The 21,667-nt window shown below is 71.2% G+C and carries 19 protein-coding genes; 7 read left to right on the top strand and 12 right to left on the bottom strand.

Annotated elements, in window-relative coordinates:
• Positions 1–38 precede the first annotated feature (38 nt).
• The gene (locus tag ABFX51_RS26315) at positions 39–926 is read left to right on the top strand and encodes a LysR family transcriptional regulator (RefSeq protein WP_245783339.1); all 888 of its coding nucleotides are present in this window, start codon (positions 39–41) and stop codon (positions 924–926) included.
• Positions 927–930: 4 nt separating this feature from the next.
• On the opposite strand, the gene ABFX51_RS26320 is transcribed toward ABFX51_RS26315, so the two are convergent.
• Positions 931–1,734: an SDR family NAD(P)-dependent oxidoreductase gene (locus tag ABFX51_RS26320; protein WP_428832502.1), complete on the bottom strand. Its 804-nt coding sequence runs from the start codon at positions 1,732–1,734 to the stop codon at positions 931–933.
• Positions 1,697–2,479: an alpha/beta fold hydrolase gene (locus ABFX51_RS26325; RefSeq protein WP_346055209.1), complete on the bottom strand. Its 783-nt coding sequence runs from the start codon at positions 2,477–2,479 to the stop codon at positions 1,697–1,699. The genes ABFX51_RS26320 and ABFX51_RS26325 overlap by 38 nt, the downstream gene beginning before the upstream one ends.
• A gap of 66 nt (positions 2,480–2,545) precedes the next feature.
• On the opposite strand from ABFX51_RS26325, the gene ABFX51_RS26330 reads away from it, so the two are divergent.
• Positions 2,546–2,851, top strand: coding sequence for an antibiotic biosynthesis monooxygenase family protein (locus ABFX51_RS26330; protein ID WP_346055210.1), 306 nt, complete (start codon positions 2,546–2,548; stop codon positions 2,849–2,851).
• A complete protein-coding gene (locus tag ABFX51_RS26335) occupies positions 2,841–3,668 on the top strand; it encodes an SIR2 family NAD-dependent protein deacylase (RefSeq protein ID WP_245783340.1) in 828 nt (275 codons plus the stop codon). The genes ABFX51_RS26330 and ABFX51_RS26335 overlap by 11 nt, the downstream gene beginning before the upstream one ends.
• On the opposite strand, the gene ABFX51_RS26340 is transcribed toward ABFX51_RS26335, so the two are convergent.
• Complete coding sequence (locus tag ABFX51_RS26340) at positions 3,655–4,635, bottom strand: endonuclease/exonuclease/phosphatase family protein (RefSeq protein WP_245783341.1); 981 nt, start codon at positions 4,633–4,635, stop codon at positions 3,655–3,657. The genes ABFX51_RS26335 and ABFX51_RS26340 overlap by 14 nt on opposite strands.
• A gap of 113 nt (positions 4,636–4,748) precedes the next feature.
• Here ABFX51_RS26340 and ABFX51_RS26345 point away from each other — a divergent pair, with 113 nt between their 5' ends.
• Both ABFX51_RS26345 and ABFX51_RS26350 read left to right on the top strand, forming a co-directional pair.
• A complete protein-coding gene (locus ABFX51_RS26345; RefSeq protein WP_091514499.1) occupies positions 4,749–5,699 on the top strand; it encodes an ATP-binding cassette domain-containing protein in 951 nt (316 codons plus the stop codon).
• Positions 5,696–6,496 carry an ABC transporter permease gene (locus ABFX51_RS26350; protein WP_346055212.1) on the top strand — a complete coding sequence of 267 codons (801 nt, stop codon included), beginning with the start codon at positions 5,696–5,698 and terminating at the stop codon, positions 6,494–6,496. Before ABFX51_RS26345 ends, ABFX51_RS26350 begins: the two co-directional genes overlap by 4 nt.
• 643 nt (positions 6,497–7,139) lie before the next feature.
• On the opposite strand, the gene ABFX51_RS26355 is transcribed toward ABFX51_RS26350, so the two are convergent.
• Both ABFX51_RS26355 and ABFX51_RS26360 read right to left on the bottom strand, forming a co-directional pair.
• Positions 7,140–10,268, bottom strand: a complete 3,129-nt coding sequence (locus ABFX51_RS26355) for an AfsR/SARP family transcriptional regulator (RefSeq protein ID WP_346055213.1) — start codon at positions 10,266–10,268, stop codon at positions 7,140–7,142.
• A gap of 97 nt (positions 10,269–10,365) precedes the next feature.
• Positions 10,366–12,918 carry an ATP-dependent Clp protease ATP-binding subunit gene (locus tag ABFX51_RS26360; protein ID WP_091514506.1) on the bottom strand — a complete coding sequence of 851 codons (2,553 nt, stop codon included), beginning with the start codon at positions 12,916–12,918 and terminating at the stop codon, positions 10,366–10,368.
• Between the two features lie 310 nt (positions 12,919–13,228).
• On the opposite strand from ABFX51_RS26360, the gene ABFX51_RS26365 reads away from it, so the two are divergent.
• A complete protein-coding gene (locus ABFX51_RS26365; protein ID WP_346055214.1) occupies positions 13,229–14,044 on the top strand; it encodes a (2Fe-2S)-binding protein in 816 nt (271 codons plus the stop codon).
• Positions 14,045–14,366: 322 nt separating this feature from the next.
• Here the strand turns inward: ABFX51_RS26365 and ABFX51_RS26370 are convergent, their stop codons facing one another.
• A complete protein-coding gene (locus ABFX51_RS26370; RefSeq protein ID WP_091514512.1) occupies positions 14,367–14,711 on the bottom strand; it encodes a histone-like nucleoid-structuring protein Lsr2 in 345 nt (114 codons plus the stop codon).
• A 149-nt stretch (positions 14,712–14,860) separates the two neighbouring features.
• A complete protein-coding gene (gene lysS / locus ABFX51_RS26375; RefSeq protein ID WP_346055215.1) occupies positions 14,861–16,372 on the bottom strand; it encodes a lysine--tRNA ligase in 1,512 nt (503 codons plus the stop codon).
• A 72-nt stretch (positions 16,373–16,444) separates the two neighbouring features.
• Here lysS and ABFX51_RS26380 point away from each other — a divergent pair, with 72 nt between their 5' ends.
• Positions 16,445–17,197 carry a class I SAM-dependent methyltransferase gene (locus ABFX51_RS26380; protein ID WP_346055216.1) on the top strand — a complete coding sequence of 251 codons (753 nt, stop codon included), beginning with the start codon at positions 16,445–16,447 and terminating at the stop codon, positions 17,195–17,197.
• Here ABFX51_RS26380 and ABFX51_RS26385 read toward each other — a convergent pair.
• From ABFX51_RS26385 to ABFX51_RS26405, 5 genes are all read right to left on the bottom strand, one after another.
• Positions 17,194–17,964: a type III pantothenate kinase gene (locus tag ABFX51_RS26385; RefSeq protein WP_346055217.1), complete on the bottom strand. Its 771-nt coding sequence runs from the start codon at positions 17,962–17,964 to the stop codon at positions 17,194–17,196. The two genes, ABFX51_RS26380 and ABFX51_RS26385, sit on opposite strands and share 4 nt — an antisense overlap.
• A complete protein-coding gene (panD, locus tag ABFX51_RS26390) occupies positions 17,965–18,453 on the bottom strand; it encodes an aspartate 1-decarboxylase (RefSeq protein WP_346055219.1) in 489 nt (162 codons plus the stop codon).
• A gap of 13 nt (positions 18,454–18,466) precedes the next feature.
• Positions 18,467–19,348, bottom strand: coding sequence for a pantoate--beta-alanine ligase (gene panC, locus ABFX51_RS26395; RefSeq protein ID WP_346055220.1), 882 nt, complete (start codon positions 19,346–19,348; stop codon positions 18,467–18,469).
• Positions 19,345–20,229: a Rossmann-like and DUF2520 domain-containing protein gene (locus ABFX51_RS26400; RefSeq protein WP_091514523.1), complete on the bottom strand. Its 885-nt coding sequence runs from the start codon at positions 20,227–20,229 to the stop codon at positions 19,345–19,347. Before ABFX51_RS26400 ends, panC begins: the two co-directional genes overlap by 4 nt.
• A gap of 135 nt (positions 20,230–20,364) precedes the next feature.
• Positions 20,365–21,468 carry a PrsW family intramembrane metalloprotease gene (locus tag ABFX51_RS26405; protein ID WP_091514565.1) on the bottom strand — a complete coding sequence of 368 codons (1,104 nt, stop codon included), beginning with the start codon at positions 21,466–21,468 and terminating at the stop codon, positions 20,365–20,367.
• Positions 21,469–21,667 lie beyond the last annotated feature (199 nt).

Genomic DNA, 21,667 nt, shown 5'->3' on the forward strand with positions numbered 1-21,667 from the left:
CGGTGCGGCATGGGTGCAGGTCGTGACAGGCTGGGCAGGTGCGGGACGAGGTGGAACTCAGGCAGCTGCGGTACTTCCTCGCTGTCGCCGACGAGCGGAACTTCACCCGCGCCGCCGCGCGGCTGGGCATGACGCAGCCGGCGCTGTCCCGGGCCATCCGCGCTCTCGAAAAGTCCGTGGACGCAACGTTGTTCCTCCGCGAGCACCGCGGCGCCGAGCTCACCGCGGCCGGGCGGGCACTGGCCGCGGAGGCCGGGGACATCGACTCGTTCACGAAAGCCGCCCTCGCCCGCGTCACCCGCCTCGGCGGCGACTCACCCCACCTCCGGATCGCCGCACTGGGCTGCGAGATCGGCTGGCTGGAGCTCCTGGTGCGGTCCTACAACGAGCGCTACCCGGAGGAGGTGCCGGCGCGAGCGGTCTTCGCCAACCGGGGGCTGCAGGAGGACGAGCTGCGCGACGGCACGGCCGACGTCGCACTGTTGCGCACCCCGTTCGACAGCCGAGGCGTCGACAGCGATCTACTGTGGACAGACGAGCACGTCGTGCTGGTCCACGAAGGGCACCGGTTCGCCGACGGTACCTCGGTCCACAGTGCGGATCTCGCCGGCGAGGCCTTCCCGGTCTGGGCCGAGGAGGCGGCGGCAGGCAGGCTCGCGCCCGTGTTCGAGCAGTACGGCCTGAGGCCGGGGCCGGTGGTGCACGACACCGCCCAGTACGTCGGCGCGGTCAGACTGGGTCAGGCGATCGGCGGCCTGCCGGTCCCGATGCTGTCCGGGATCCCCTTGGACGGCATCAAAGCGCTACCCCTCACCGGGGCGCCGCCGAGCGAGGTCCACGTCGCGTGGCTCGCGACCGCCACCTCCCCCGACGTGGCCCGGTTCGTCCGGCACGCGGTGGCGCAGGCCCTCGCCACCACGGACTAGCGGCTCACAACGGGACGACGGCGTTCTTTCCGCCGTCCACGGGCAACGTCACACCCTGGACGTAGGACGCCTTCGGCGAGACGAGGAACCGGATCACCTCCGCCACCTCCCCGGGCTCGGCACCCCGGCCCGCGGGCACACCGGCGAGGTACCCGCCGTACATGTGGCGCACGTGCTCGTTGAGCGGGGTCAGGACGTAACCGGGCTCGACCGCGTTGACCCGCACGCCACGTGGTCCGTACTCCGCGGCCCACGACTTCGTCAGCATCATCAGCGCGCCCTTCGCCGCCTGGAAGGCACTCGTACCCGCGGTCGCCGCGGTCGTGCTGAGGCTCCCGACGTTGACGATCGCGCCGCGGCCGCACTGTGCCATGGCGGGTGCGAACGCCGCGGTGAGGAGGTAAGGCGCCTTCACGTGCAGGTTGAACGCCGCGTCGAACATCTCCTCCGTCGTGTCCTCGGTCGGGGAGAACGTGCCTCCTCCGGCATTGTTGATCAGCACCTCCACGGTGCCGTCGCCGACGGCCTCCTTCATCTCGGCGATGAAACCGCGTACGGAGGCGGGGTCCGCGAAGTCGGCGACCAGGTCGGCGGCCCGCCCGCCGGCCGATTCGACCGCCTTCCGGGTCTCGGCGGCCCGGTCGCGGTCGCGGCCGCACACCACGATCGAGTAGCCGTCCTCCGCCAGCCGCAGCGCGGTCTCCCGCCCGACCCCGCTCGTCGAACCCGTGACCAGGGCCCACTCACCGCGTGACTGTGCCCTTTCCGGTTCAGCGCCCCAGCACCTCCGACAGGAAGGCCTCGACAGCGCCCCGGTACGCCTCCGGGGCGTCGTCGTGCACGACGTGACCAGCGCCTTCGACCACGACGTGCCTGCCCTTCGGCACACGGGCCGCCAGCTCCGCCTGCTGACCGGGCGGCATGGCCGTGTCACCGGCCTCGACCACCAGCAGCGGGCACCGCACATCGTCCACAAAGGACCAGTACTCGCGCCGCCCCCACTCCGCCGCGATCTCGTACAGGTCCTCGAGATCGGCGATGAGGTGGTAGCCGTCCTCCCGTTCCTCCACGCACTCGGCGAAGTAGTTCCCCGTGCTGCCGAAGAACTCCCGCACGTGCGCGAGCGACTGGAACGGCACCGGCCACGACTCGAAGTACCCCCGCCACGTCTCGACCGTCCGGCCGCGCTGGTCCGGCGCCATGTCCTCGACCACCACCGCCCGCACCAGCTCCGAGTGCGTCGCCGCGGTGGCCCACGCGTGCAGCCCGCCCATCGAATGCCCGATGAGCACCGCGGGCTCGTCGAACGTCCGCAGCAGCGCGGCCACGTCCTCGACGAACTGCTCCGTCGTCCACGGCCCGGTCCGCGCCGCGCGCCCGTGGCCACGTGCGTCGAGCCCCACGACGTGACCGTAGGGGAGCAGCCACTGGGCGACCGGCCACCACGTCCGCGCCCGTCCCATCAACCCGTGCAACAACACGATGGGCTGCCCCTGCCCACCGAAGTCCACCACGCCCACGTGCGCCGCGTCCTGTCCCCGCAACTCGGTCATCCTGCCAGGGTGGCACGAGACGGCCACCCCCAACGGAGACGCTCCGCGTCGCAGTACAGTCTTTTCATGGCAGTCGTCAAGATCAACGCGATCGAGGTGCCCGAGGGCGCCGGTCCGGAGCTGGAGAAGCGCTTCGCCCACCGGATGCACGCGGTCGACTCGCAGCCCGGCTTCCTCGGCTTCGAGCTGCTGCGCCCCGTCGCGGGCGAGAACCGCTACTTCGTGTACACGAAGTGGGAGTCCGAGGAGCACTTCAAGGCGTGGGCCGAGGGCCCGTCCCGCGAGGCGCACTCCGGCGAGCGCGCCAAGCCGGTCGCCAGCGGCGCCAGCCTGCTGGAGTTCGAGGTCGTCGACCTCGACAGTGCGCACTGACGACGAACTGGACCGCGCGGCCGCGCTGATCGCGGCCGCCGACGCCCTGCTGGTCTGCGCCGGCGCCGGTATGGGCGTCGATTCCGGCCTGCCCGATTTCCGCGGCGATGAGGGGTTCTGGCGCGCGTACCCGCCGTACGAGCGGCTGGGCCTGCGCTTCGCGGAGATGGCCGACCCGCGTCACTTCGCCGAGGACCCGGCGCTGGCGTGGGGTTTCTACGGCCACCGCCTGGAGCTGTACCGCCGCACCGTGCCGCACGAGGGGTTCGCGCTGCTGCGCAAGTGGGGCGAGGCCAAACCGGGCGGAGCCGCCGTCTTCACGTCCAATGTGGACGGACAGTTCCAGAAGGCGGGGTTCGGGCTCGTCGCCGAGGTGCACGGGTCGATCCACCACCTGCAGTGCACGGTGCCGTGCGGTGAGCGCATCTGGTCGGCCGCCGACCTCCACGTCGAGATCGACGAGGACACGATGCGGGCCGCCGAACCGCTGCCGGAATGCCTCGACTGCGGCCGCCTCGCGCGGCCCAACATCCTGATGTTCGGCGACTTCGACTGGCTGTCCCGCCGGAGCGACGAGCAGCTGCGCGCGGTGAACGAGTGGCGCCGCGAGTGGCCGGACGTCGTCGTGCTCGAACTGGGCGCGGGCCAGGCCGTGCCGACCGTCCGGCGCTACGCCGAACTGGCCAGCGCCGCGAACGGCGCGCTCGTCCGCATCAACCCGCGTGAGCCCGACGTCCGGCACGGCCGCGGCGTCTCGCTCCCCTACGGCGCGCTGGACACGCTCACCGCGCTGGACGAGCTGCTCACGGCAGGCTGACCTCCGCCAGCACCGCGTGGTGGTCGGAGTCGGGCACGTCGAGCACGCGGTAGCCGTCCACCGCGACACGCGGGTCGACGAGGACGTGGTCGATGGTCACCGGCGGCGGGAAGAACGACGACGGCCACGTCGGCTTGAACCCCTCGCCCCGGCTCAGCCCCGCGTCCGTGTACCCCGCGTCGAGCAGGTCCCGGAACGTCGCGTGGTCCACCGTGGAGTTGAAGTCCCCGGCGAGGATCCGGACCGTGCCACCCGGGTTCGGCCTCGGCAGCCCCGCCATCTCCTTCTTCCACTCCTGCGGGTCGGTCGTCGGCGGGATCGGGTGCACCGCGACCACCTCGACCGCCGTGCCGTGCACGTCCACCCGCGCGCTCGGCTGCTCCATCCGCGAGGGACCGGTCAGGGACAGCTCCGTGAGCGGGTAGCGCGACGCGATTCCCGAGCCCGCGCCGCCGAACTGCGGTTTGAACACCCGGTACGGCAGCAGCTGGAACAGCCCGGCCCGCTCCAGCGCGGCGGCCTCGCGCGGGGTCAGCTCCAGCAGGTTCAGCACGTCGACCTGGTTCTCCCGCACCAGCCGCACGACACTGGCCACGTCCGCCTTGCCGAGGTACTGGTTCGACGACATCACCCGCAGCTTCGGCCCGTGCGCGACCGGTTGCGCGGAGGCGAACGCCCTCGGCAGCAGCATCCCGACCAGCGCGATCGCGACCACCAGCACCACGCCGCCGATCCACCAGTGCCGGAAGGCCAGCGACACCCCACCGAGGAGGAGCCCGCCGACGGCGACGTACGGCGTCAGCGCGAGCAACGCGGCGGTGATCCGGTTGCCGTCGATGCCGAGCAGCCGCAGCGCGGCGATCTCCAGGAACCCCAGCGCCAGCACCGCGAGCGCGATCATGCGCAGCGTTCTGGCCGGTGAACCGTGCTGGTGGACCGCGGTGCCCGCGCTGTCGGTGATCTGCACACGCTCCTTTCTACGCGAACCGCTGCCAAGCCGGTGTCAGCTGCTGACAGCGCGCTGTGCGCGGGCTGCCAGCGCGGGGGTGCACCGTGGTCCCCACGACGAGGGAGGATCACATGTCGCTGGCGATCCGGGCGGAGGGCCTGGTGAAACGCTTCGGGGACACGGTCGCGCTCAACGGCGTCGACCTGGAGGTCCCCACGGGCAAGGTGGTGGGTGTGCTCGGCCCCAACGGGGCGGGCAAGACCACGGCGGTCCGCATCCTGGCCACGCTGCTGCGGCCGGACGGCGGGCACGCGACGGTCGGCGGGTACGACGTGGTGCGCGACCCCGTGCGGGTGCGTTCGCTGATCGGGCTGACCGGGCAGTACGCGTCGGTGGACGAGGACCTGTCGGGGACCGAGAACCTGGTGCTCATCGGGCGGTTGCTGGGCCTGTCCCGGCCGGACGCCCGGCACCGCGCCGTCGAGCTGCTGGAGCAGTTCGAGCTGACCGAGGCCGCGGGCCGCGCCGCCAAGACGTACTCCGGGGGGATGCGGCGGCGGCTCGACCTCGCGGCGAGCCTCGTCGGCCGCCCCCAGGTGCTGTACCTGGACGAGCCGACGACGGGCCTGGACCCGCACGCACGCAACGAGGTGTGGGGCGTGGTGCGCAAGCTCGTCGCGGACGGGGCGACCGTGCTGCTGACGACGCAGTACCTCGAGGAGGCCGACCAGCTGGCCGACTCGATCACCGTTTTCGACCACGGCCGGGTCGTGGCGAACGGGCGGGCCGACGAGCTGAAGCGGCGCGTCGGCGGGCAGACCATGCTGGTGCGCCCGACGTCGCTCGCGGACCTGGACGCGGTGTCCCGCATCCTCGGCGACCTGACGGGGGTGCAGCCGATGCGGGACGACGACACCGGGTTGCTGACCGCGCCCGTGTCCGACCCGGTGCTGTTGTCCACTTTGGTCAGGAAGCTCGACGAGGCGGGGATCGTCGCGGACGAGGTCGCGCTGCGGCTGCCCAGCCTCGACGAGGTTTTCCTCGCCCTGACCGGAAAACCGACTGAGGAGGTGGCGGCATGACGGCCGCTGTTCTCGCGCCGCCGCAGCGGGTGAGCCCCGCGAAGGCGGTGCAACACGGGCTTTCGCTGGCCTGGCGGGGCGTGCTGAAGATCCGGAAGAACCCGGAGCAGCTGATCGACGTGACGCTCCAGCCGATCCTGTTCCTGGTGATGTTCGTGTACCTGTTCGGCGGCGCGATCTCCGGCAGCACGGGCACCTACCTGCAGGCGCTGGCGCCGGGGCTGCTGGTGCAGAACACGATCATGGCGAGCCTGTCCGCGGGCGTCGCGCTGAACACCGATGTCAGCAAGGGCGTGTTCGACCGGTTCCGCAGCCTGCCGATCGCGCGTTCGGCCCCGCTCGTGGGCGCCGTGCTGGCCGACATCGTGCGCTACCTGGTCGCGATCGTGGTGCTGCTGGTGATGGCGACGATCATGGGTTTCCGCATCACGACGAACCCGCTGGCCGCGGTCGTCGGCGCCGCGCTGATGATCGTGGCGGGGTTGTGCTTCTGCTGGATGGCCGTGTTCGTCGGGATGCTGGTCCGCACGCCGGGCGCGGTGCAGGGGATCATGATCGCGCTGGTCTTCCCGCTGACGTTCGGCAGCAACGTGTTCGTCCCGAGCACGACGATGCCGGGGTGGCTGCGGGCGTGGTCCGACATCAACCCGGTGAGCCTCCTGACCGATGCGATGCGCGGTCTGCTGGTCGGCGGTGAGGTGGCGGGGCCGCTGCTCGGAGCGCTCGCCTGGCTCGCGGGGATCGTGCTGGTGTTCTTCCCGCTCGCGATGCGCGCCTACCGGCGCCGCGTGGGCTGATCACAGGGGGTGCGGGCAGCCGGTCCCGGGGGGACCGGCTGCCCGCCGTTTTCGTTCGGGGGCGGGCCTTCGGGGGCGGGCCTTCGGGGGCGGGCCTTCGGGGGCGGGCCTTCGGGGTGGGCGCTGTGGTCTCGGGCCGGGCGGTTCGCCGCCGTCTCCGCTCAGGGGCGGGCGCTGTGCCCCGGGTCGGGCGGTTAGCCGCCGTCTCGGGCCAAGGGCGGCTGCCCCGCCGTTGCCGTTGAGGGGGCGCCGTTCAGGGGCGGCCGCCACCTCTCGGGGCAAGTGCGGCCGGCCTCGCCCTTCAGAGGCGGGTGCCGTTGCCGTTCAGGGCAGCCGCCGTGGTTTCTGTTCGGGTGCGGCCGCCACCCTCTCGGTTCAGGCGGTTCGCCGCCCGCCGTCCCATCCAGGCAGCCCGCCGTTCTCATTCCAGCGACCGGCCGCCCACCGTCACCATCCAGCCACCGGCGCCCGTCATCCCCTCCAGGCCGCCAGCCACCCGTCGCCGCCGCCCCGGCCACCGGCCGTTTACCGTCCCTGGCCCGGCCGCCCGTCATCCCCCTCCAGGCCGCCAGCCACCCGCCGCCGCCAGCCGCCTACCGTCCCTCGCCAGGCCACCGCCCACCGGCCGACCACCGGCCCCCGGTCACCCGCAGAACTCCCGCCGCAGCGCCTCGATCGCTTCCTCCTTGCCGAGCCCCGCCCCGGCCTGGAAAGCGCTTTCAAACCCCGCCCCCAGCACCGCCTTCAGCTCGGCGACCAGCGCCCGCAGCTCCGGGTCACCCTCGTCGAAGGCGCCGCGCACCACCTTGGTCACCCCCAGCGCCCACGCCGCGCGCTCCGCCTTCCCTTCCAGCGCCAGCAGTCTCGCGCCGACCTGTGCCGCGGCCGCCACGTCCGGCATGTCCTGCCGCCGGGTGGAGGTGCGGACCGCGGTGGGCAGCGCCTCGCGCGCGGCGGCCGCGTCGCCCTCCGAAACGGCGAGCGAGGCGCTCAACAGGGACACCCACTCCTCCGCCATCGCCATCGGGAACGGCAGCCGCTCCGCCGCCCCGGTCACCCACTCCAGCACCTCACGGGCCTGCGCGAAGTCCCCGTCCCGCCGCGCCAGGTCCATCAGGGTGAACCGGACGATGGCCCGGTGTTCCAGCTGCCCCAGCTCGTCGGCGAGCTGCTGCGCCTCGCGGATCTCCCGCCACGCTCCTTCGACGTCGCCGGACCGGTACAGCTCGTTCGCCAGCCGGGACTGCTGCTGCACGGTGTCCTCGGCCGACGCCAGCTCCCGCGCCAGCGCCAGCCCGTGCCGGTACCCCGCGATCGCCTCGGCGTGCCTGCCGCGCAACGAATGCGCGCTCGCCTGCATCCCGATGGTCATCGCGACGCCCCACCGGTCACCCAGCTCGCGGAAGCCTTCGAGCGCCTGCTCCCGCACCCGCTCGCTGCCGTCGAGGTCCCCGGCGTCGTCGAGGACGAAGCCCTGCACCCACCGCGCCGCGGCACGGGCCCACGGGTCCGGCAGCTCCAGCGCCCGGCGCAGCTCCCGTTCGGCCAGCTCCCAGTCCCGCGCGAGGAAGACCAGCATCGGCACGGCGAGGGCGAGCGCCGGAAAACGCCGCCACGCCTCCGTCCGCGCGTACTCGTCGACCAGCGAGTGCAGCTGGGGCATGTCCTCGATCATCGGAGCCGCCTTGACGAGCGCCGCGAGCACCTCGAACGCGGCACGCACGTCCTCGGGGAGCCGGTCACCGAAGGCGAGCACGTCCCCCATGAACGCGCCGGGTTGCTCGCCCAGCCCGCGGATCACCCAGTACCAGCACAGGGCCGCGGTGAACCGGTACGCCGTCTCGGGGTCGCCGGTGTCGATCGCCCTGCGCAACGCGGTGAGCATGTTGTCGTGCTCGGCCTCGAAGACGCGGATCGCCCGCAGCTGGTCCGCGGTGCGCAACAGCGGCTCGTGCTCCTCGGCGATCCGCAGGTAGTGGTCGGCGAACCGCCTGGCCACCAGCTCGCGCTCGCCCGCCTCGTCGAGCCGCTCCTCGCCGTAGACCCGGAGCGTCTCCAGCATCCGGTACCTCGGCTCGTCCCCCTCCACGGCGTCCACAATGGACTTCTCGACGAGCGAGCCGAGCACGTACAGCACGTCCTCCCGTGGCAGCAGCTCGTCCGCGCAGATCTCCTCCGCCGCGGAGGTGGTGGCACCGCCGGGAAAGACCGAGAGCCGCCGCGCCAGCACGCGTTCGGGTTTCTCCAGCAGGTCCCAGCTCCACTCGACGACGGCACGCAGCGTCCGCTGCCGGGGCAGTGCGATCCGGCTGCCCGACGTGAGCAGGCGGAACCGGTCGTCGAGCCGTCGCGCGATCTGGTCCACGGTCATCGAGCGCAGGCGGGCCGCGGCGAGTTCCAGCGCCAGCGGCATCCCGTCGAGCCGGCGGCAGATCTCACGCACGGGCTCGGTGGTCGTCTCGTCGAGCGCGAATCCGGGGCGGACCGAGGCGGCTCGCTCGGTGAACAGCCGCATCGCCTCCGGCACCTCCAGCGGCCCCAGCTGGCACAGCAGCTCACCCGTGATCGCGAGCGGTTCCCTGCTGGTGGCGAGGATCCGCAGGTTCGGCAGGCGCGTCAGCAGCTCGTGGGCGAGCTCGGCGGCCGCGCCCACGACGTGCTCGCAGTTGTCCAGCACGAGCAGGCCGCCCGCGCTGCCGATCAGGTCGGTCACGCGGTCGAGCGGCTCCATGACGTGCAGCGACGGCGGCGTGTTGAGCACCCGCATGTCCAGCGAACGCAGGGCGGCGAGCACAGCGCTGATGACGTCGCCGGGATCGCGGACGGCCGCGAGCGCCACGAACCACACCCGGCCGCGCTCGGCGTCGGGATGGCGGACGGCGGTTTCCGTGGCGAGCCTGGTCTTGCCCGCACCACCGGGACCGGCGAGCGTGACCAGGCGGGCGGACGCGAGCGAGCGGGCGAGCAGGTCCAGCTCCCGTTCGCGCCCGACGAAGCTCGTCAGCCGCACCGGCAGGTTGTCGTTGACGGGTCGCGGGGTCGCGAGTTCGCCGCGCAGCACGGCGAGGTGCACCTGCCGGAGCTCGGCCGAGGGATCGACCCCCAGCTCGTCGGCGAGCAGGGCGCGGGTGTGCTCGTAGACGGCGAGGGCGTCGGACTGGCGCCCGGCCGCGTAGAGTGCCCGCATCCGCAGCCCCGCGAGGCGCTCCCGCAACGGGTGCTGGGCACCGGCGGTTTCGAGGTCCGCCAGCACGTCCGCGTGGTGGCCCAGCTCCAGCTCCGCCTCGAAGCGGTCCTCACGCGCGCTCGCCCGCAGCTCGTCGAGCCGCGCCGCGGGAGCCTGGGCGAACGGTGCGTCGAGGACGTCGGAAAGCGCTTCCCCGCGCCACAACGCGAGCGCTTCGGTCAGCGTCGTGGCCGCGGCCGCGTGGTTCCCGGCCGCCAGCTCGTGACGGCCACGCGTCGCCAGCTCCTCGAACCGGGCGGCGTCGACCTCCTCGACCTTGAGCACGTAACCGCCGGCGGTGGAGGACAGCCGGGCGCTGTCACCGAGAGCGCGCCGCAGCCGCGAGACGAGGGACTGCAACGCGTTGACCGCGTCGGCGGGCGGTTCGGCACCCCACAGCCCGTCGACGAGCGACTCGGGGCTGACCGGGCGGTTCGCGTCGAGCGCGAGCCTGGCCAGGAGCATGCGCAGACGGGCGCCGCCGACCTCGATCGGCGCCCCGTCGTCCCCCCGGACCCGCAACGGGCCGAGCACATCCACGCGCACGGTTCCAGCTTCCCAGATTCCCCCGACCGATTTACCTCCGACAACGCGAACGCCCCCAGGGAGTTCCCTGGGGGCGTCCGCTACGGCCTACCGGTCGTCAGTCGTTCTCGGCCTCGTGCCGCGGGTCGTTGCCGGCACCGATGGACACGGGCGGGGCGTCGGGCACCTCGAGCGGCTTCGGCTCGCCGCGGAAGGTGAACTTCGCCTGGTCGTCCCTGTCCTCCGGGTTGCCGCTCCAGCCCTCGACGTCGACGATGACGATCTGCCCCGGCTGCACCTCGCCGAACAGGATCTTCTCGGACAGCTGGTCCTCGATCTCCCGCTGGATGGTCCGGCGCAGCGGACGGGCACCGAGCACCGGGTCGAAGCCGCGCTTGGCCAGCAGCGCCTTCGCCTTGTCGGTCAGCTCGATCGCCATGTCCTTGGCCTTGAGCTGGGTCTCCACCCGGCGCACCATCAGGTCCACCATCTGGATGATCTGCTCCTGGGTGAGCTGGTGGAAGACGATGATGTCGTCGATGCGGTTGAGGAACTCCGGCCGGAAGTGCTTCTTCATCTCCTCGTTGACCTTCTGCTTCATCTTGTCGTACCGCGACGTGTCGTCGTTTCCGGCGGAGAAGCCGAGGCTCACGGACTTGGAGATGTCCTGCGTGCCCAGGTTCGAGGTGAAGATCAGCACCGTGTTCTTGAAGTCGACCGTGCGACCCTGCCCGTCGGTGAGGCGGCCGTCCTCCAGGACCTGCAACAGGGTGTTGTAGATCTCCTGGTGGGCCTTCTCGATCTCGTCGAACAGCACGACCGAGAACGGCTTGCGGCGCACCTTCTCGGTGAGCTGGCCGCCCTCCTCGTAGCCGACGTAGCCCGGAGGGGCACCGAACAGCCGCGAGGCGGTGTAGCGGTCGTGGAACTCGCCCATGTCGATCTGGATGAGCGCGTCGTCCTCGCCGAACAGGAAGTTCGCCAGCGCCTTGGACAGCTCGGTCTTACCGACACCGGACGGGCCGGCGAAGATGAACGAGCCGGACGGGCGCTTCGGGTCCTTCAGGCCGGCGCGGGTGCGGCGGATGGCCTGCGAGACCGCCTTGACGGCGTCCTCCTGGCCGATGATCCGCTTGTGCAGCTCGTCCTCCATGCGGAGCAGACGCGTGGTCTCCTCCTCGGTGAGCTTGAACACCGGGATACCGGTCCAGTTGGCCAGGACCTCGGCGATCTGCTCGTCGTCGACCTCGGCGACGACGTCCAGGTCACCGTCCTTCCACTGCTTCTCCCGCTCGGACTTCTGGCCCAGCAGGGTCTTCTCCTCGTCGCGCAGGCGCGCGGCGCGCTCGAAGTCCTGCGCGTCGATCGCCGACTCCTTGTCCCGGCGGACGGCGGCGATCTTCTCGTCGAACTCACGCAGGTCCGGCGGCGCGGTCATCCGGCGGATGCGCATCCGGGCACCGGCCTCGTCGATCAGGTCGATCGCCTTGTCCGGCAGGAACCGGTCGTTGATGTACCGGTCGGCCAGCGTCGCGGCGGCGACCAGCGCCGAGTCGGTGATCGAGACGCGGTGGTGCGCCTCGTACCGGTCGCGCAGGCCCTTGAGGATCTCGATGGTGTGCTCGAGCGACGGCTCGCCCACCTGGATCGGCTGGAAGCGGCGCTCCAGCGCGGCGTCCTTCTCGATGTACTTGCGGTACTCCTCGAGCGTGGTGGCGCCGATCGTCTGCAGCTCACCGCGGGCCAGCATCGGCTTCAGGATCGAGGCCGCGTCGATGGCACCCTCGGCGGCACCCGCCCCGACCAGCGTGTGCAGCTCGTCGATGAACAGGATGATGTCGCCGCGGGTCTTGATCTCCTTGAGCACCTTCTTGAGGCGCTCTTCGAAGTCACCGCGGTAGCGGGAGCCCGCGACCAGCGAGCCGAGGTCGAGCGTGTAGAGCTGCTTGTCCTTGAGCGTCTCGGGCACCTCGCCCTTGACGATGTTCTGGGCCAGGCCCTCGACGACGGCGGTCTTGCCCACGCCGGGCTCGCCGATGAGGACCGGGTTGTTCTTGGTGCGGCGCGACAGCACCTGCATGACCCGCTCGATCTCCTTGCTGCGCCCGATGACCGGGTCGAGCTTGCCCTCGCGGGCGGAGACGGTCAGGTTGCGGCCGAACTGGTCGAGCACCAGCGACGAGGACGGCGTGCCCTCCCCACGGCCGGCACCGGCCTCGGCCGGCTCCTTGCCCTGGTAGCCGGACAGCAGCTGCAGCACCTGCTGGCGCACGCGGTTGAGATCCGCGCCGAGCTTGACGAGCACCTGCGCCGCCACGCCCTCGCCCTCGCGGATCAGCCCGAGCAGGATGTGCTCGGTGCCGATGTAGTTGTGGCCGAGCTGGAGCGCCTCGCGCAACGACAGCTCGAGCACCTTCTTGGCCCGCGGGGTGAAGGGGATGTGCCCGCTCGGAGCCTGCTGGCCCTGGCCGATGATCTCCTCGACCTGCTGGCGGACGCCCTCCAGCGCGATGCCCAACGATTCGAGCGCCTTGGCGGCGACACCCTCACCCTCGTGGATCAAACCCAGGAGGATGTGCTCGGTGCCGATGTAGTTGTGGTTGAGCATCCTGGCCTCTTCCTGGGCCAGGACGACCACCCGCCTCGCGCGGTCGGTGAACCTCTCGAACATTCCCACTCCCTCGACTGCTGCGCCGGCGGTGAGCCTCCATCCCGCGTTGGCGATGGATTCAGCACCGTGAGTCCACTGTAGTAGCCGACAGCTTCCACCGGGCTACCACTGGGGCGAATCAGGTCACAGAAGTCAGTACGCCGACCTTCGCCGGCCTCGCGTTTTCGCTGCTTACTGACGTTCTTTCCAACGCGTGGCCCCCGCCGGGGATTCCGCCGGCGGCCTTTGTCCGCTCACCGCGAACAGACGCCGGATACCCCGGTGGCGCCTCCCCCAAAAGCCGGTAAGGTAAGGCAGACCTAACACCCGGATGGAGCAGCGGGAGGCCGTGATCGACACCGTGCGACGGCACCCCGCCGTGCCCGGCCTCGCCGACTCCGTCACCAGGGTGGCACCGCTCCAGCGGCGCACCGAATTCCGCCCCGACCTGCCCGGGGACGGCGAGTGGCAGCGCTGCGCGGACCTGCTGGCGGACCCCGCGCGGTTCGTGGCGTGGCGCAGAACCCTCGCCGGGTGGCTGCGGGCGCGGTTCGGAGAAGCACCCGGAAGGACCACGGCCGGTTACGTCATGTCGTGGTACCTGCACGTGCCCGCCTACACCGCGGCGCTGCTGCTGCACCACGAACGGAGGGTGCCGCTGCTCCGGCCGGAGGAGCTGGCCTTCCGGCTGGGCGGCGACCGGCCGCACCCGGAGGGGATCGCCGTACTCGGGAGCGAGTTCTACTGCCTGCCAGCCGACCCCGCGGCGGGCTGCCCCGACGCGACCGTCGTCAGGGACGAACGGGCACTGGCCGCCGCGCTGCGCGCCCGCTACACCGGACACGCCGCCCGGTTCGTCGCCGCCTACGCACCGGTGAGCCGGCTCGGCCGCCGCATGCTGTGGGCCGCGGCGACGGACGCGCTCGACAACGCACTGTGGTGGGCCGGGCGCCAGGGCGGGGACGAAGGCGCCGGGGTCGCCGACGCGGCACTGGTGCTCGACGCCCGCTACCCACCCCTCACGGCCGCGTCGGCACTGCGGCTGGAAGGCCGGTGCTGGACCCGCCGCCGGGAGAGCTGCTGCTTCTCCTACCTCCTGCCCGGCGAGGCGGAGTGCGCCGAATGCCCGCGCCTGCGCGCGCAGTGATCTTGACCACTACGCGGCCGAGCGCATCCGGGAAATGGTGCCCGCGGAACGCACGGGGCGAATGTGCCATCGGACCCCTGCGCGTACCGCCACGGACTCCGTGCGGGGAATCGATTACTCGTGTTCGGTGATCACACCCGCAACGCGCAAGTTGCAGTCGCGGATTAGCACGGAACCGAATTCGACCTATTGGACGATGCCGAAGACCGGCCGGACCGGACGCCCCAGAAGCGTAGAACAGAGTTCAAGAAAGCCGGAGACGTGAACGGGGCCGCCGAGTGTAATCCCGGCGGCCCCGTACGCGGCTATTGCCCCCGAAGGGTCAGTTCTTCTTGTGGTAGGCCTCGACGACCTCGGACGGGATACGTCCGCGGTCGGAAACCTGGAAGCCGTTCTTGCGCGCCCACGCACGAATGGCCTGGTTCTGCTCGCGGTCCACCGAAGCGGAGCTGGCCGCGGGCTTCGCCGAGGGACGGCCCGCGCGCTTGCGGCCACCGGCCCTGCGGGCGTGCTCGACGTACTGGGCGAGAGCGTCCCGCAGCTCCTCCGCGTTTTCACTGGACAGGTCGATCTGGTAGTTGATCCCGTCCAAACCGAACTCGACGGTCTCGTCCGCCTCGGAACCGTCGAGGTCGTCCACGAGGGAGACCAGCACCTTCTGTGCCATCAGTTTCCTCCTGTTTTGAACTAGCCGCGAATGTCTTGGGTAGGGGCGAGTGCCCCTGTTCGAAGCCATTGACTAGGACATTAATACCCGGAATCAGCGCACAACGCAAACTTCGTTTGCATTGCGCGTCTGTGCGAGCGGGCCGGCAACTATTCCGGACGCACGAGCGGGAACAGGATCGTCTCGCGGATACCGAGGCCGGTCAGCGCCATGAGCAACCGGTCGATGCCCATTCCCACACCACCGGATGGGGGCATTCCGTACTCCAGGGCCCGGAGGAAATCCTCGTCCAGGCTCATGGCCTCGCTATCCCCGGCCGCGGCCAAACGGGACTGCGCGGTCAGCCTTTCCCGCTCCACGACCGGATCGACCAGCTCGGAGTAGCCCGTGGCCAGCTCGAAACCGCGTACGTAGAGGTCCCACTTCTCGGCCACGCCTGGCCGGCTGCGGTGCTGCCTGGTCAGCGGCGAGGTCTCGATCGGGAAATCACGCACAAATGTGGGTTCGTGGAGGTGATCCCCGACCAGGTGCTCCCACAGTTCCTCGACCAGCTTGCCGTGCCCCAGTTTCGGGTCCGGCTCCAGGCCGTGCGCCCGGGCGAAGCCCCGCAGCTCCTCGACCGTGGTGTCGGGCGCGACCTCCTCGCCGAGGGCCTCGGACAACGACCCGTACATGGTGAGCGACTTCCATTCACCCGACAGGTCGTAGGGCGTTCCGTCGGCGAGTGTCACTTCGAGGCTGCCGAATACGGCCTGTGCCGCTTCCTGGATCAGCTCCCGGGTCATCACCGCGTTGGTGTCGTACGTCGCGTACGCCTCGTAGAACTCCAGCATGGCGAATTCGGGCGAATGCGAGGAGTCACTGCCCTCGTTCCGGAAGTTGCGGTTGATCTCGAAGACCTTCTCGATACCGCCCACCACGCAGCGCTTGAGGTACAGCTCCGGCGCGATGCGCAGGAACAGGTCGATGTCGAACGCGTTGGAGTGCGTGACGAACGGCCGGGCCGCGGCGCCGCCGTGCTGCGTCTGCAGCATCGGCGTCTCGACCTCGACGAACCCGCGCCGTTCGAAGGAATTGCGCAGCGAACGCACGACACCGGCCCTGGTGCGGACGACGTCACGCGCCTTCGGCCGCAGGATCAGGTCGACGTAACGCTGCCGGATCCGCGTTTCCTCGGCCAGCTCCTTGTGCGCGACCGGCAACGGGCGCAGCGCTTTCGCCGCCATCTGCCAGCGGTCGGCCATCACGGACAGCTCGCCGCGCCGGGACGTGATGACCTCACCGTGCACGAAAACGTGGTCGCCGAGGTCGACCTCCGATTTCCAGTCGGCCAGCGCCTCCTCGCCGACACCGGCGAGGCTGATCATCGCCTGCAACTCCGTGCCGTCGCCTTCGCGCAGAGTGGCGAAACACAGTTTTCCGGTGTTCCGGATGAACAGCACGCGTCCCGTGACCCCGACGACGTCACCGGTCGAGGTGTCGGCGGGCAGGTCGGAATACTTCGCCCGGATCTCCGCGAGGGTGTGCGTGCGCGGCACCTCGACGGGATACGGGTCACCACCTTCCGCGATTATCCGGTCGCGCTTGGCCCGGCGAACCCGCATCTGTTCCGGCAGGTCTTCTTCGGGCAGGGGGCGCTCGGAAGCGGCGGAATGGGTCATACGCATAGGGTACGAAGCCCGTCCCACGCTGGGCCAACCGGATTACCTTTGCCCGCGAATAGTATCGATCGGGTGACCGATCCCACTTCTGCCGCGTACCAGCGGCGCGCCCGCTCCTTCGGCGCACGGGCGAAGGCCTACGCCGAGCACCGCCCGGACTACCCGCTGCCCGCCCTGCGCTGGGGGCTGCCCGAGGGGGCAGCAAGGGTCCTGGATCTCGCCGCGGGCACCGGCAGGCTTTCCGAAGGGCTGCTCGCACTCGGCCTGCACGTCGAAGCCGTCGAGCCGGATCCGGAGATGCGCGCCGAGCTGACCCGCCGACTCCCCGGCGTGCCAGCCCACGCCGGGACCGCGGAGGAGATCCCGTTCGGCGACGGCGAGTTCGACGCCGTGCTCGCGGGGCAGGCGTTCCACTGGTTCGACCTGGACCGCGCACTGCCCGAGATCGCGCGGGTGCTCCGGCCGGGCGGCACGGTCGTCGCGCTGTGGAACCACGACGACGAATCCGTGCCGTGGGTCGCGGAATTCGCCCAGTTGTCCCGCACGAACTCCAGCACCCGGTGGCTGTCCCAGTGCCCGGAACTGCCGCCGCACGCCGCGTTCGGTGCTTACCAACGCGAGGAGTTCCCGCACCGACAGCGCCGCACCGCCGAGACGCTCGTCGAAACGATCGCGACGCACTCGCACCTGCTGACCGCCTCCGAGGAGGAACGGGCCGCGACGCTGGAGCGGCTCCGGCGGTTCCTCGCGAAGAACCCGGAAACCGCACAGGGCGAATTCGACCTGCCGATCGTGACGACGGTGCTGAAGGCGGTGCGCTCCTAGCGGGCGTACTGCCTTTCGAACACCAGCCGCAGGCCCAGCAACGTCAGGTCCGGCACGTGGTCGGTGATCGTCTCGGACTCGGAGATCACGAGCGGCGCCAGGCCGCCCGTCGCGAGCACCGCTACGGGACCGTCGCCGGACAGCTCCTTCACGATCCGCCGCACGAGCCCGTCGACCTGCCCCGCGAAGCCGTAGAGGATGCCGGACTGCAGGCATTCCACGGTGTTCTTGCCGATGACCGACCGCGGCGGCACCAGCTCGACCTTCCGCAGCGCCGCGGCCCGGTCGGCGAGCGCGTCCACCGAGATCTCGATGCCCGGCGCGAACGCCCCGCCCAGGAACTCGCCCTTCGCCGAGATCGCGTCGACATTGGTCGACGTGCCGAAGTCGACCACCACGCACGCCGTCTGGTGCAGGTGGTGCGCGGCGAGCGTGTTCACGAGGCGGTCCGCACCCACCTCACGCGGGTTGTCGACGAGCAACGGCACGCCGGTGCGCACGCCCGGTTCCACCACGACCTTCGGCACGCGCCGGTAGTAGCGGGACAGCATCACGCGCAGTTCCCGCAGCACGGCGGGCACGGTGGACAGCGCGCTGATGCCGGTGACGGCGTCGGCGTGCTCCCCGAGCAACCCGCGCATGGTGAGGGCGAGCTCGTCGGCGGTCATCTGCGCGTCGGTCCGCATCCGCCAGTTCCCGACCAGTTCGGACCCGTCGTAGAGACCGAGCACGATGTTGGTGTTGCCGACGTCGATCGCCAGCAGCACCTAGTTCTCCGCGTGCAGCAGGGCGTCGAGCTTCGCGGCGTCCACGGTCTCCGCCACCGGGAACGTGGCATCGGGCGGCAGGGCCACCGTGCCGCTGATCAGCCCCGAGCCCTCCGGCGCGTACGCCGCGTCCGAACCCTCGTGCTTGATCCGGTTGTCGGCGTCGACGAACACGATCCGCGGCCGGAACGACACCGCCTCGGCGGCGTCCATCTGCGCGTAGGACATCAGGATCACCAGGTCACCGGGGTGCACCAGGTGCGCGGCGGCACCGTTGATGCCGATGACCCCGCTGTCCCGCTCGCCCGCGATCACGTACGTCTCCAGGCGCGCACCGTTCGTGATGTCCACAATGGACACCTGCTCGCCCGGCAGCAGGTCGGCCGCCTCCATGAGCGTCTCGTCGACGGTCACCGAGCCGACGTAGTGCAGGTCGGCCTGCGTGACCGTCGCCCGATGGATCTTCGACTTGAGCATCGTGCGGTACATGTGCCGTTCCCTTTCATTCCCCTGCGGCGCCGAGCAGGACGGGCACGTTGTCGATCAGCCGGGTCGTGCCGACCCTCGCGGCGACCAACAGGCGTGCCTCTCCATCGACGGGCGCGGGACCCAGATCGGTTCCCCTGAGTTCGAGGTAGTCGACGGACACCGCGGGCCGGGCGGCGAGCGTCTGCCGCGCCATGTCGAGCACGGCTTCCGCGCCCTGCGCGCCGACGTGCGCCCCGGCGGCCAGCGCCGCCGACAGCACGGCGGCGTCGGCACGCTGCTCCTCGCTGAGGTAGACGTTGCGCGACGACAGCGCCAGCCCGTCGTTCTCACGGACGGTCGGCACGCCGATGACCCTCGTGGGGAAGTTCAGGTCGCGCACCATCCGCTTGATCAGCACCAGCTGCTGGTAGTCCTTCTCGCCGAAGAACGCGTAGTCGGGGCGCACGATGTTGAACAGCTTCGACACCACGGTCAGCACCCCGGCGAAATGCCCTGGCCGGGCGGCGCCTTCCAGTTCGTCGCCGAGCGGGCCGGGGTGCACCGTCACGGCGTGGCCCTCGGCGTAGAGGTCGCCGGCCTTGGGCACGAACGCCAGCTCGACCCCGGCGTCGGTGAGCACCTCCAGGTCGCGGTCGAGCGGGCGCGGGTACGCCTCGAAGTCCTCGCCCTCGCCGAACTGCAGCGGGTTCACGAAGATCGAGGCGGCCACGACGGTGTTCGGCAGGCGCTTGGCGCGGCGCAGCAGCTCGCGGTGCCCGGCGTGCAGCGCGCCCATCGTCGGCACCAGCGCGACCTTGCGGCCGACGGAGTGCAGGGCCGCGCTGACGCGGGCCACGTCGTCGGGCGTCTGGAACGTGTTCAGCTGCCCGCGGGTGAACTTCGGGGTGGGGGTCACGGTTGGGGTCCTTCGAGGAGTTCGGTGATTTCGGCGGCGGCGTCCGCGCCGAGCAGGCCCGCCGCTTCGGCTCGCGCGGCCGTCCGGCGGGCGAGGGCGGTGTAACAGGGGCGGACCTCCGGCGCTTCCGCGCCCAGCACCGCCAGGTGCTTGCGGACCGTGCCGGCGTCACCTCGGGCGACCGGGCCGGTGAGGGCGCGGTCACCGTGGCGCAACGTGTTGTCCAGCGCGGCCGACAGCAGCGGGCCGAGCATCCGCTCGCCGTTCGGGATGCCCGCACCGGCCAGCAGGTCAAGACAGTCTGCCACCAGTGTCGCGAGGTGGTTCGCGCCGTGCGCGAGCGCCGCGTGGTACAGCGGGCGGGCGGCCTCCGGCACGCGGACGGCCTCGCCGCCCATCTCCACGGTCAGCGCCTCGCCGACGTGCCAGGCGACCTCGTCGGACGCGGTGACGCCGACGCTGCACGCGGCCATCCGCTGCAGGTCCTCCTCGCGCCCGGTGAACGTCATCACCGGGTGCAGCGCGAGTGGGAGGGCACCGGATTCGACGGCGGGAGCCAGCACGTCGAGCCCGTGCGCGCCCGAGGTGTGGATGACGATCTGGCCGCTGCGCCAGGACCCGGTCGCGGCGAGCCCGGCGACCAGACCGGCCAGCTCGTCGTCCGGGACGGCGAGCAGCACCAGGTCGGCGGCACCGACCACCTCGTCGGGTGGCAGCAGCGGAACTCCCGGCAGCAGGCGTTCGGCCCGCGCGTGGGAGGCGGCGGAGATCCCGGAGGCGGCGACGACCGTGTGCCCCGCCCTGGCGAGGGCGGCACCCAGGACGCTGCCGACCCGGCCCGCGGAAACGACGCCGACGGCGAGCCTCGCCGGCCGCGTCATGGCGTGCCCCGGTGGACGCTCATGGCAACAAAGCTCCTCGATTTCGTTCCAGTCCCGCTCTTCGGTCGCGGGTACCGGACGACGGCGCGAGAGTAGCCCGGACGCGGGCGGTTGTTCCGGTGTTGGTGACTAGCTTCACCCGTCGGCGTGCTCACCGGCCAGCCGGACGGCCTCGGCCCTGGCCGCGCGCAGCTGCCCGAGCAGTTCGCCCTCACGACGGCGTGCCTCGGCATTTCCCTTGTGCCGCTTGAGGAAAGCCAGTTCGGTCACGGCGTTCTGGTACTCGGCGACGGCCTTCGCCGCGCGCCGCCCCGACTGCCGCCGCGCCTGCCTGCGCCACTCCCGGCGGCCGGTCAGGCTCGACAGCAGTTCCACCTCCGACGCCGCGATCCACCGCGCGCGGACCATACCCGGCAGCGCGGCCTCGACGATCCGCTGCTCACGCCGCCGTTGCAGGATCACGACGAGCACGACCGCGACGAACATCGGCACCATGATCAGGAAGTAGACGTTGAGGAACGTCTTCGCCCCGCCGAGCGTGGCCGCGCCGTTCCACAACGCGTGCAGGCAGACCGCACCGAGGTACCCGCCCAGCGGCGCGAGCACCTTCACCGGCCCGCGGGGTGCCCGTGCGGCGACGCCGATGCCGACACCGGTGAGCGCGGTGAACAGCGGGTGCGTGAACGGCGAAAGCACACCCCGCAGCACGAACGCCGCGATCACGCCGGCGCTGGTGCCGTCGCCGAAGCCGTAGTCGGCGAACGCCCGGCCGAAGTAGTAGATGTTCTCGGTGAAGGCGAAGCCCGCGGCGGTGAGCCCGGCGTAGACGATGCCGTCGATGATCCCGTCGAACTCCTCGCGGCGGCGCAGCAGCAGGAGCAGCACGAAGGAGCCCTTCGCCGCCTCCTCGACGAGTGGCGCCGACACGAGCGCGCTGACCCGGCTGCCCCGGCCGTTGCCCAGCAGGAGGTCCCCGACGGTTTCGGCGGTGTTGTTGATGAGCAGCGCGGTGATCGTCGCGATGCACGCACCCCACACGAAGGCGAGCAGCAGCAGTTTCGCGGGTTCCGGCTCCCAGCGGTCGACCCACAACACGGCGGCGACCACGACGGCGACCGGTACGAGCGCGGCCGCCACGCCGATCACGACGGCGAGCGGCCCGACGCGGACCGTGGCGAGCGCGAGCAGGGTGAGCCCGCAGACCGCGACCAGGACCAGGCCGAGGACGGGCAACAGCACGGTGATCCTGCGGGGTGCCGTCGTCACAGCCCGGAACTCTACGGTGACGCGCCGGTGTCGCAGAAGGGACGGGGTGAGGTCGGCCCCAGCCACCGGCGAATCGTCGGTGGGGCCGGTCGGTTGGTCCCGGGGTGCGCGGCGGGGGGGGTGTCCCTATGTGGTTGTCAAGCGGCGGCGGGCGTGTTTTTGGGTTGCGGGG

This window comes from Amycolatopsis dongchuanensis, from assembly GCF_039542405.1.
In the GTDB taxonomy this organism is placed as follows: Bacteria; Actinomycetota; Actinomycetes; order Mycobacteriales; family Pseudonocardiaceae; genus Amycolatopsis_E; species Amycolatopsis_E sacchari.

What these genes read in the sequence shown, in the direction of transcription:
- ABFX51_RS26325 (WP_346055209.1), bottom strand. Translation starts at nt 2,479, where the DNA reads ATGACCGAGTTGCGGGGACAGGACGCGGCGCACGTGGGCGTGGTGGAC.
- ABFX51_RS26330 (WP_346055210.1), top strand. Translation starts at nt 2,546, where the DNA reads ATGGCAGTCGTCAAGATCAACGCGATCGAGGTGCCCGAGGGCGCCGGT.
- ABFX51_RS26345 (WP_091514499.1), top strand. Translation starts at nt 4,749, where the DNA reads ATGTCGCTGGCGATCCGGGCGGAGGGCCTGGTGAAACGCTTCGGGGAC.
- ABFX51_RS26350 (WP_346055212.1), top strand. Translation starts at nt 5,696, where the DNA reads ATGACGGCCGCTGTTCTCGCGCCGCCGCAGCGGGTGAGCCCCGCGAAG.
- ABFX51_RS26360 (WP_091514506.1), bottom strand. Translation starts at nt 12,918, where the DNA reads ATGTTCGAGAGGTTCACCGACCGCGCGAGGCGGGTGGTCGTCCTGGCC.
- ABFX51_RS26365 (WP_346055214.1), top strand. Translation starts at nt 13,229, where the DNA reads ATGGAGCAGCGGGAGGCCGTGATCGACACCGTGCGACGGCACCCCGCC.
- ABFX51_RS26370 (WP_091514512.1), bottom strand. Translation starts at nt 14,711, where the DNA reads ATGGCACAGAAGGTGCTGGTCTCCCTCGTGGACGACCTCGACGGTTCC.
- lysS (WP_346055215.1), bottom strand. Translation starts at nt 16,372, where the DNA reads ATGACCCATTCCGCCGCTTCCGAGCGCCCCCTGCCCGAAGAAGACCTG.
- panD (WP_346055219.1), bottom strand. Translation starts at nt 18,453, where the DNA reads ATGTACCGCACGATGCTCAAGTCGAAGATCCATCGGGCGACGGTCACG.
- ABFX51_RS26400 (WP_091514523.1), bottom strand. Translation starts at nt 20,229, where the DNA reads ATGACGCGGCCGGCGAGGCTCGCCGTCGGCGTCGTTTCCGCGGGCCGG.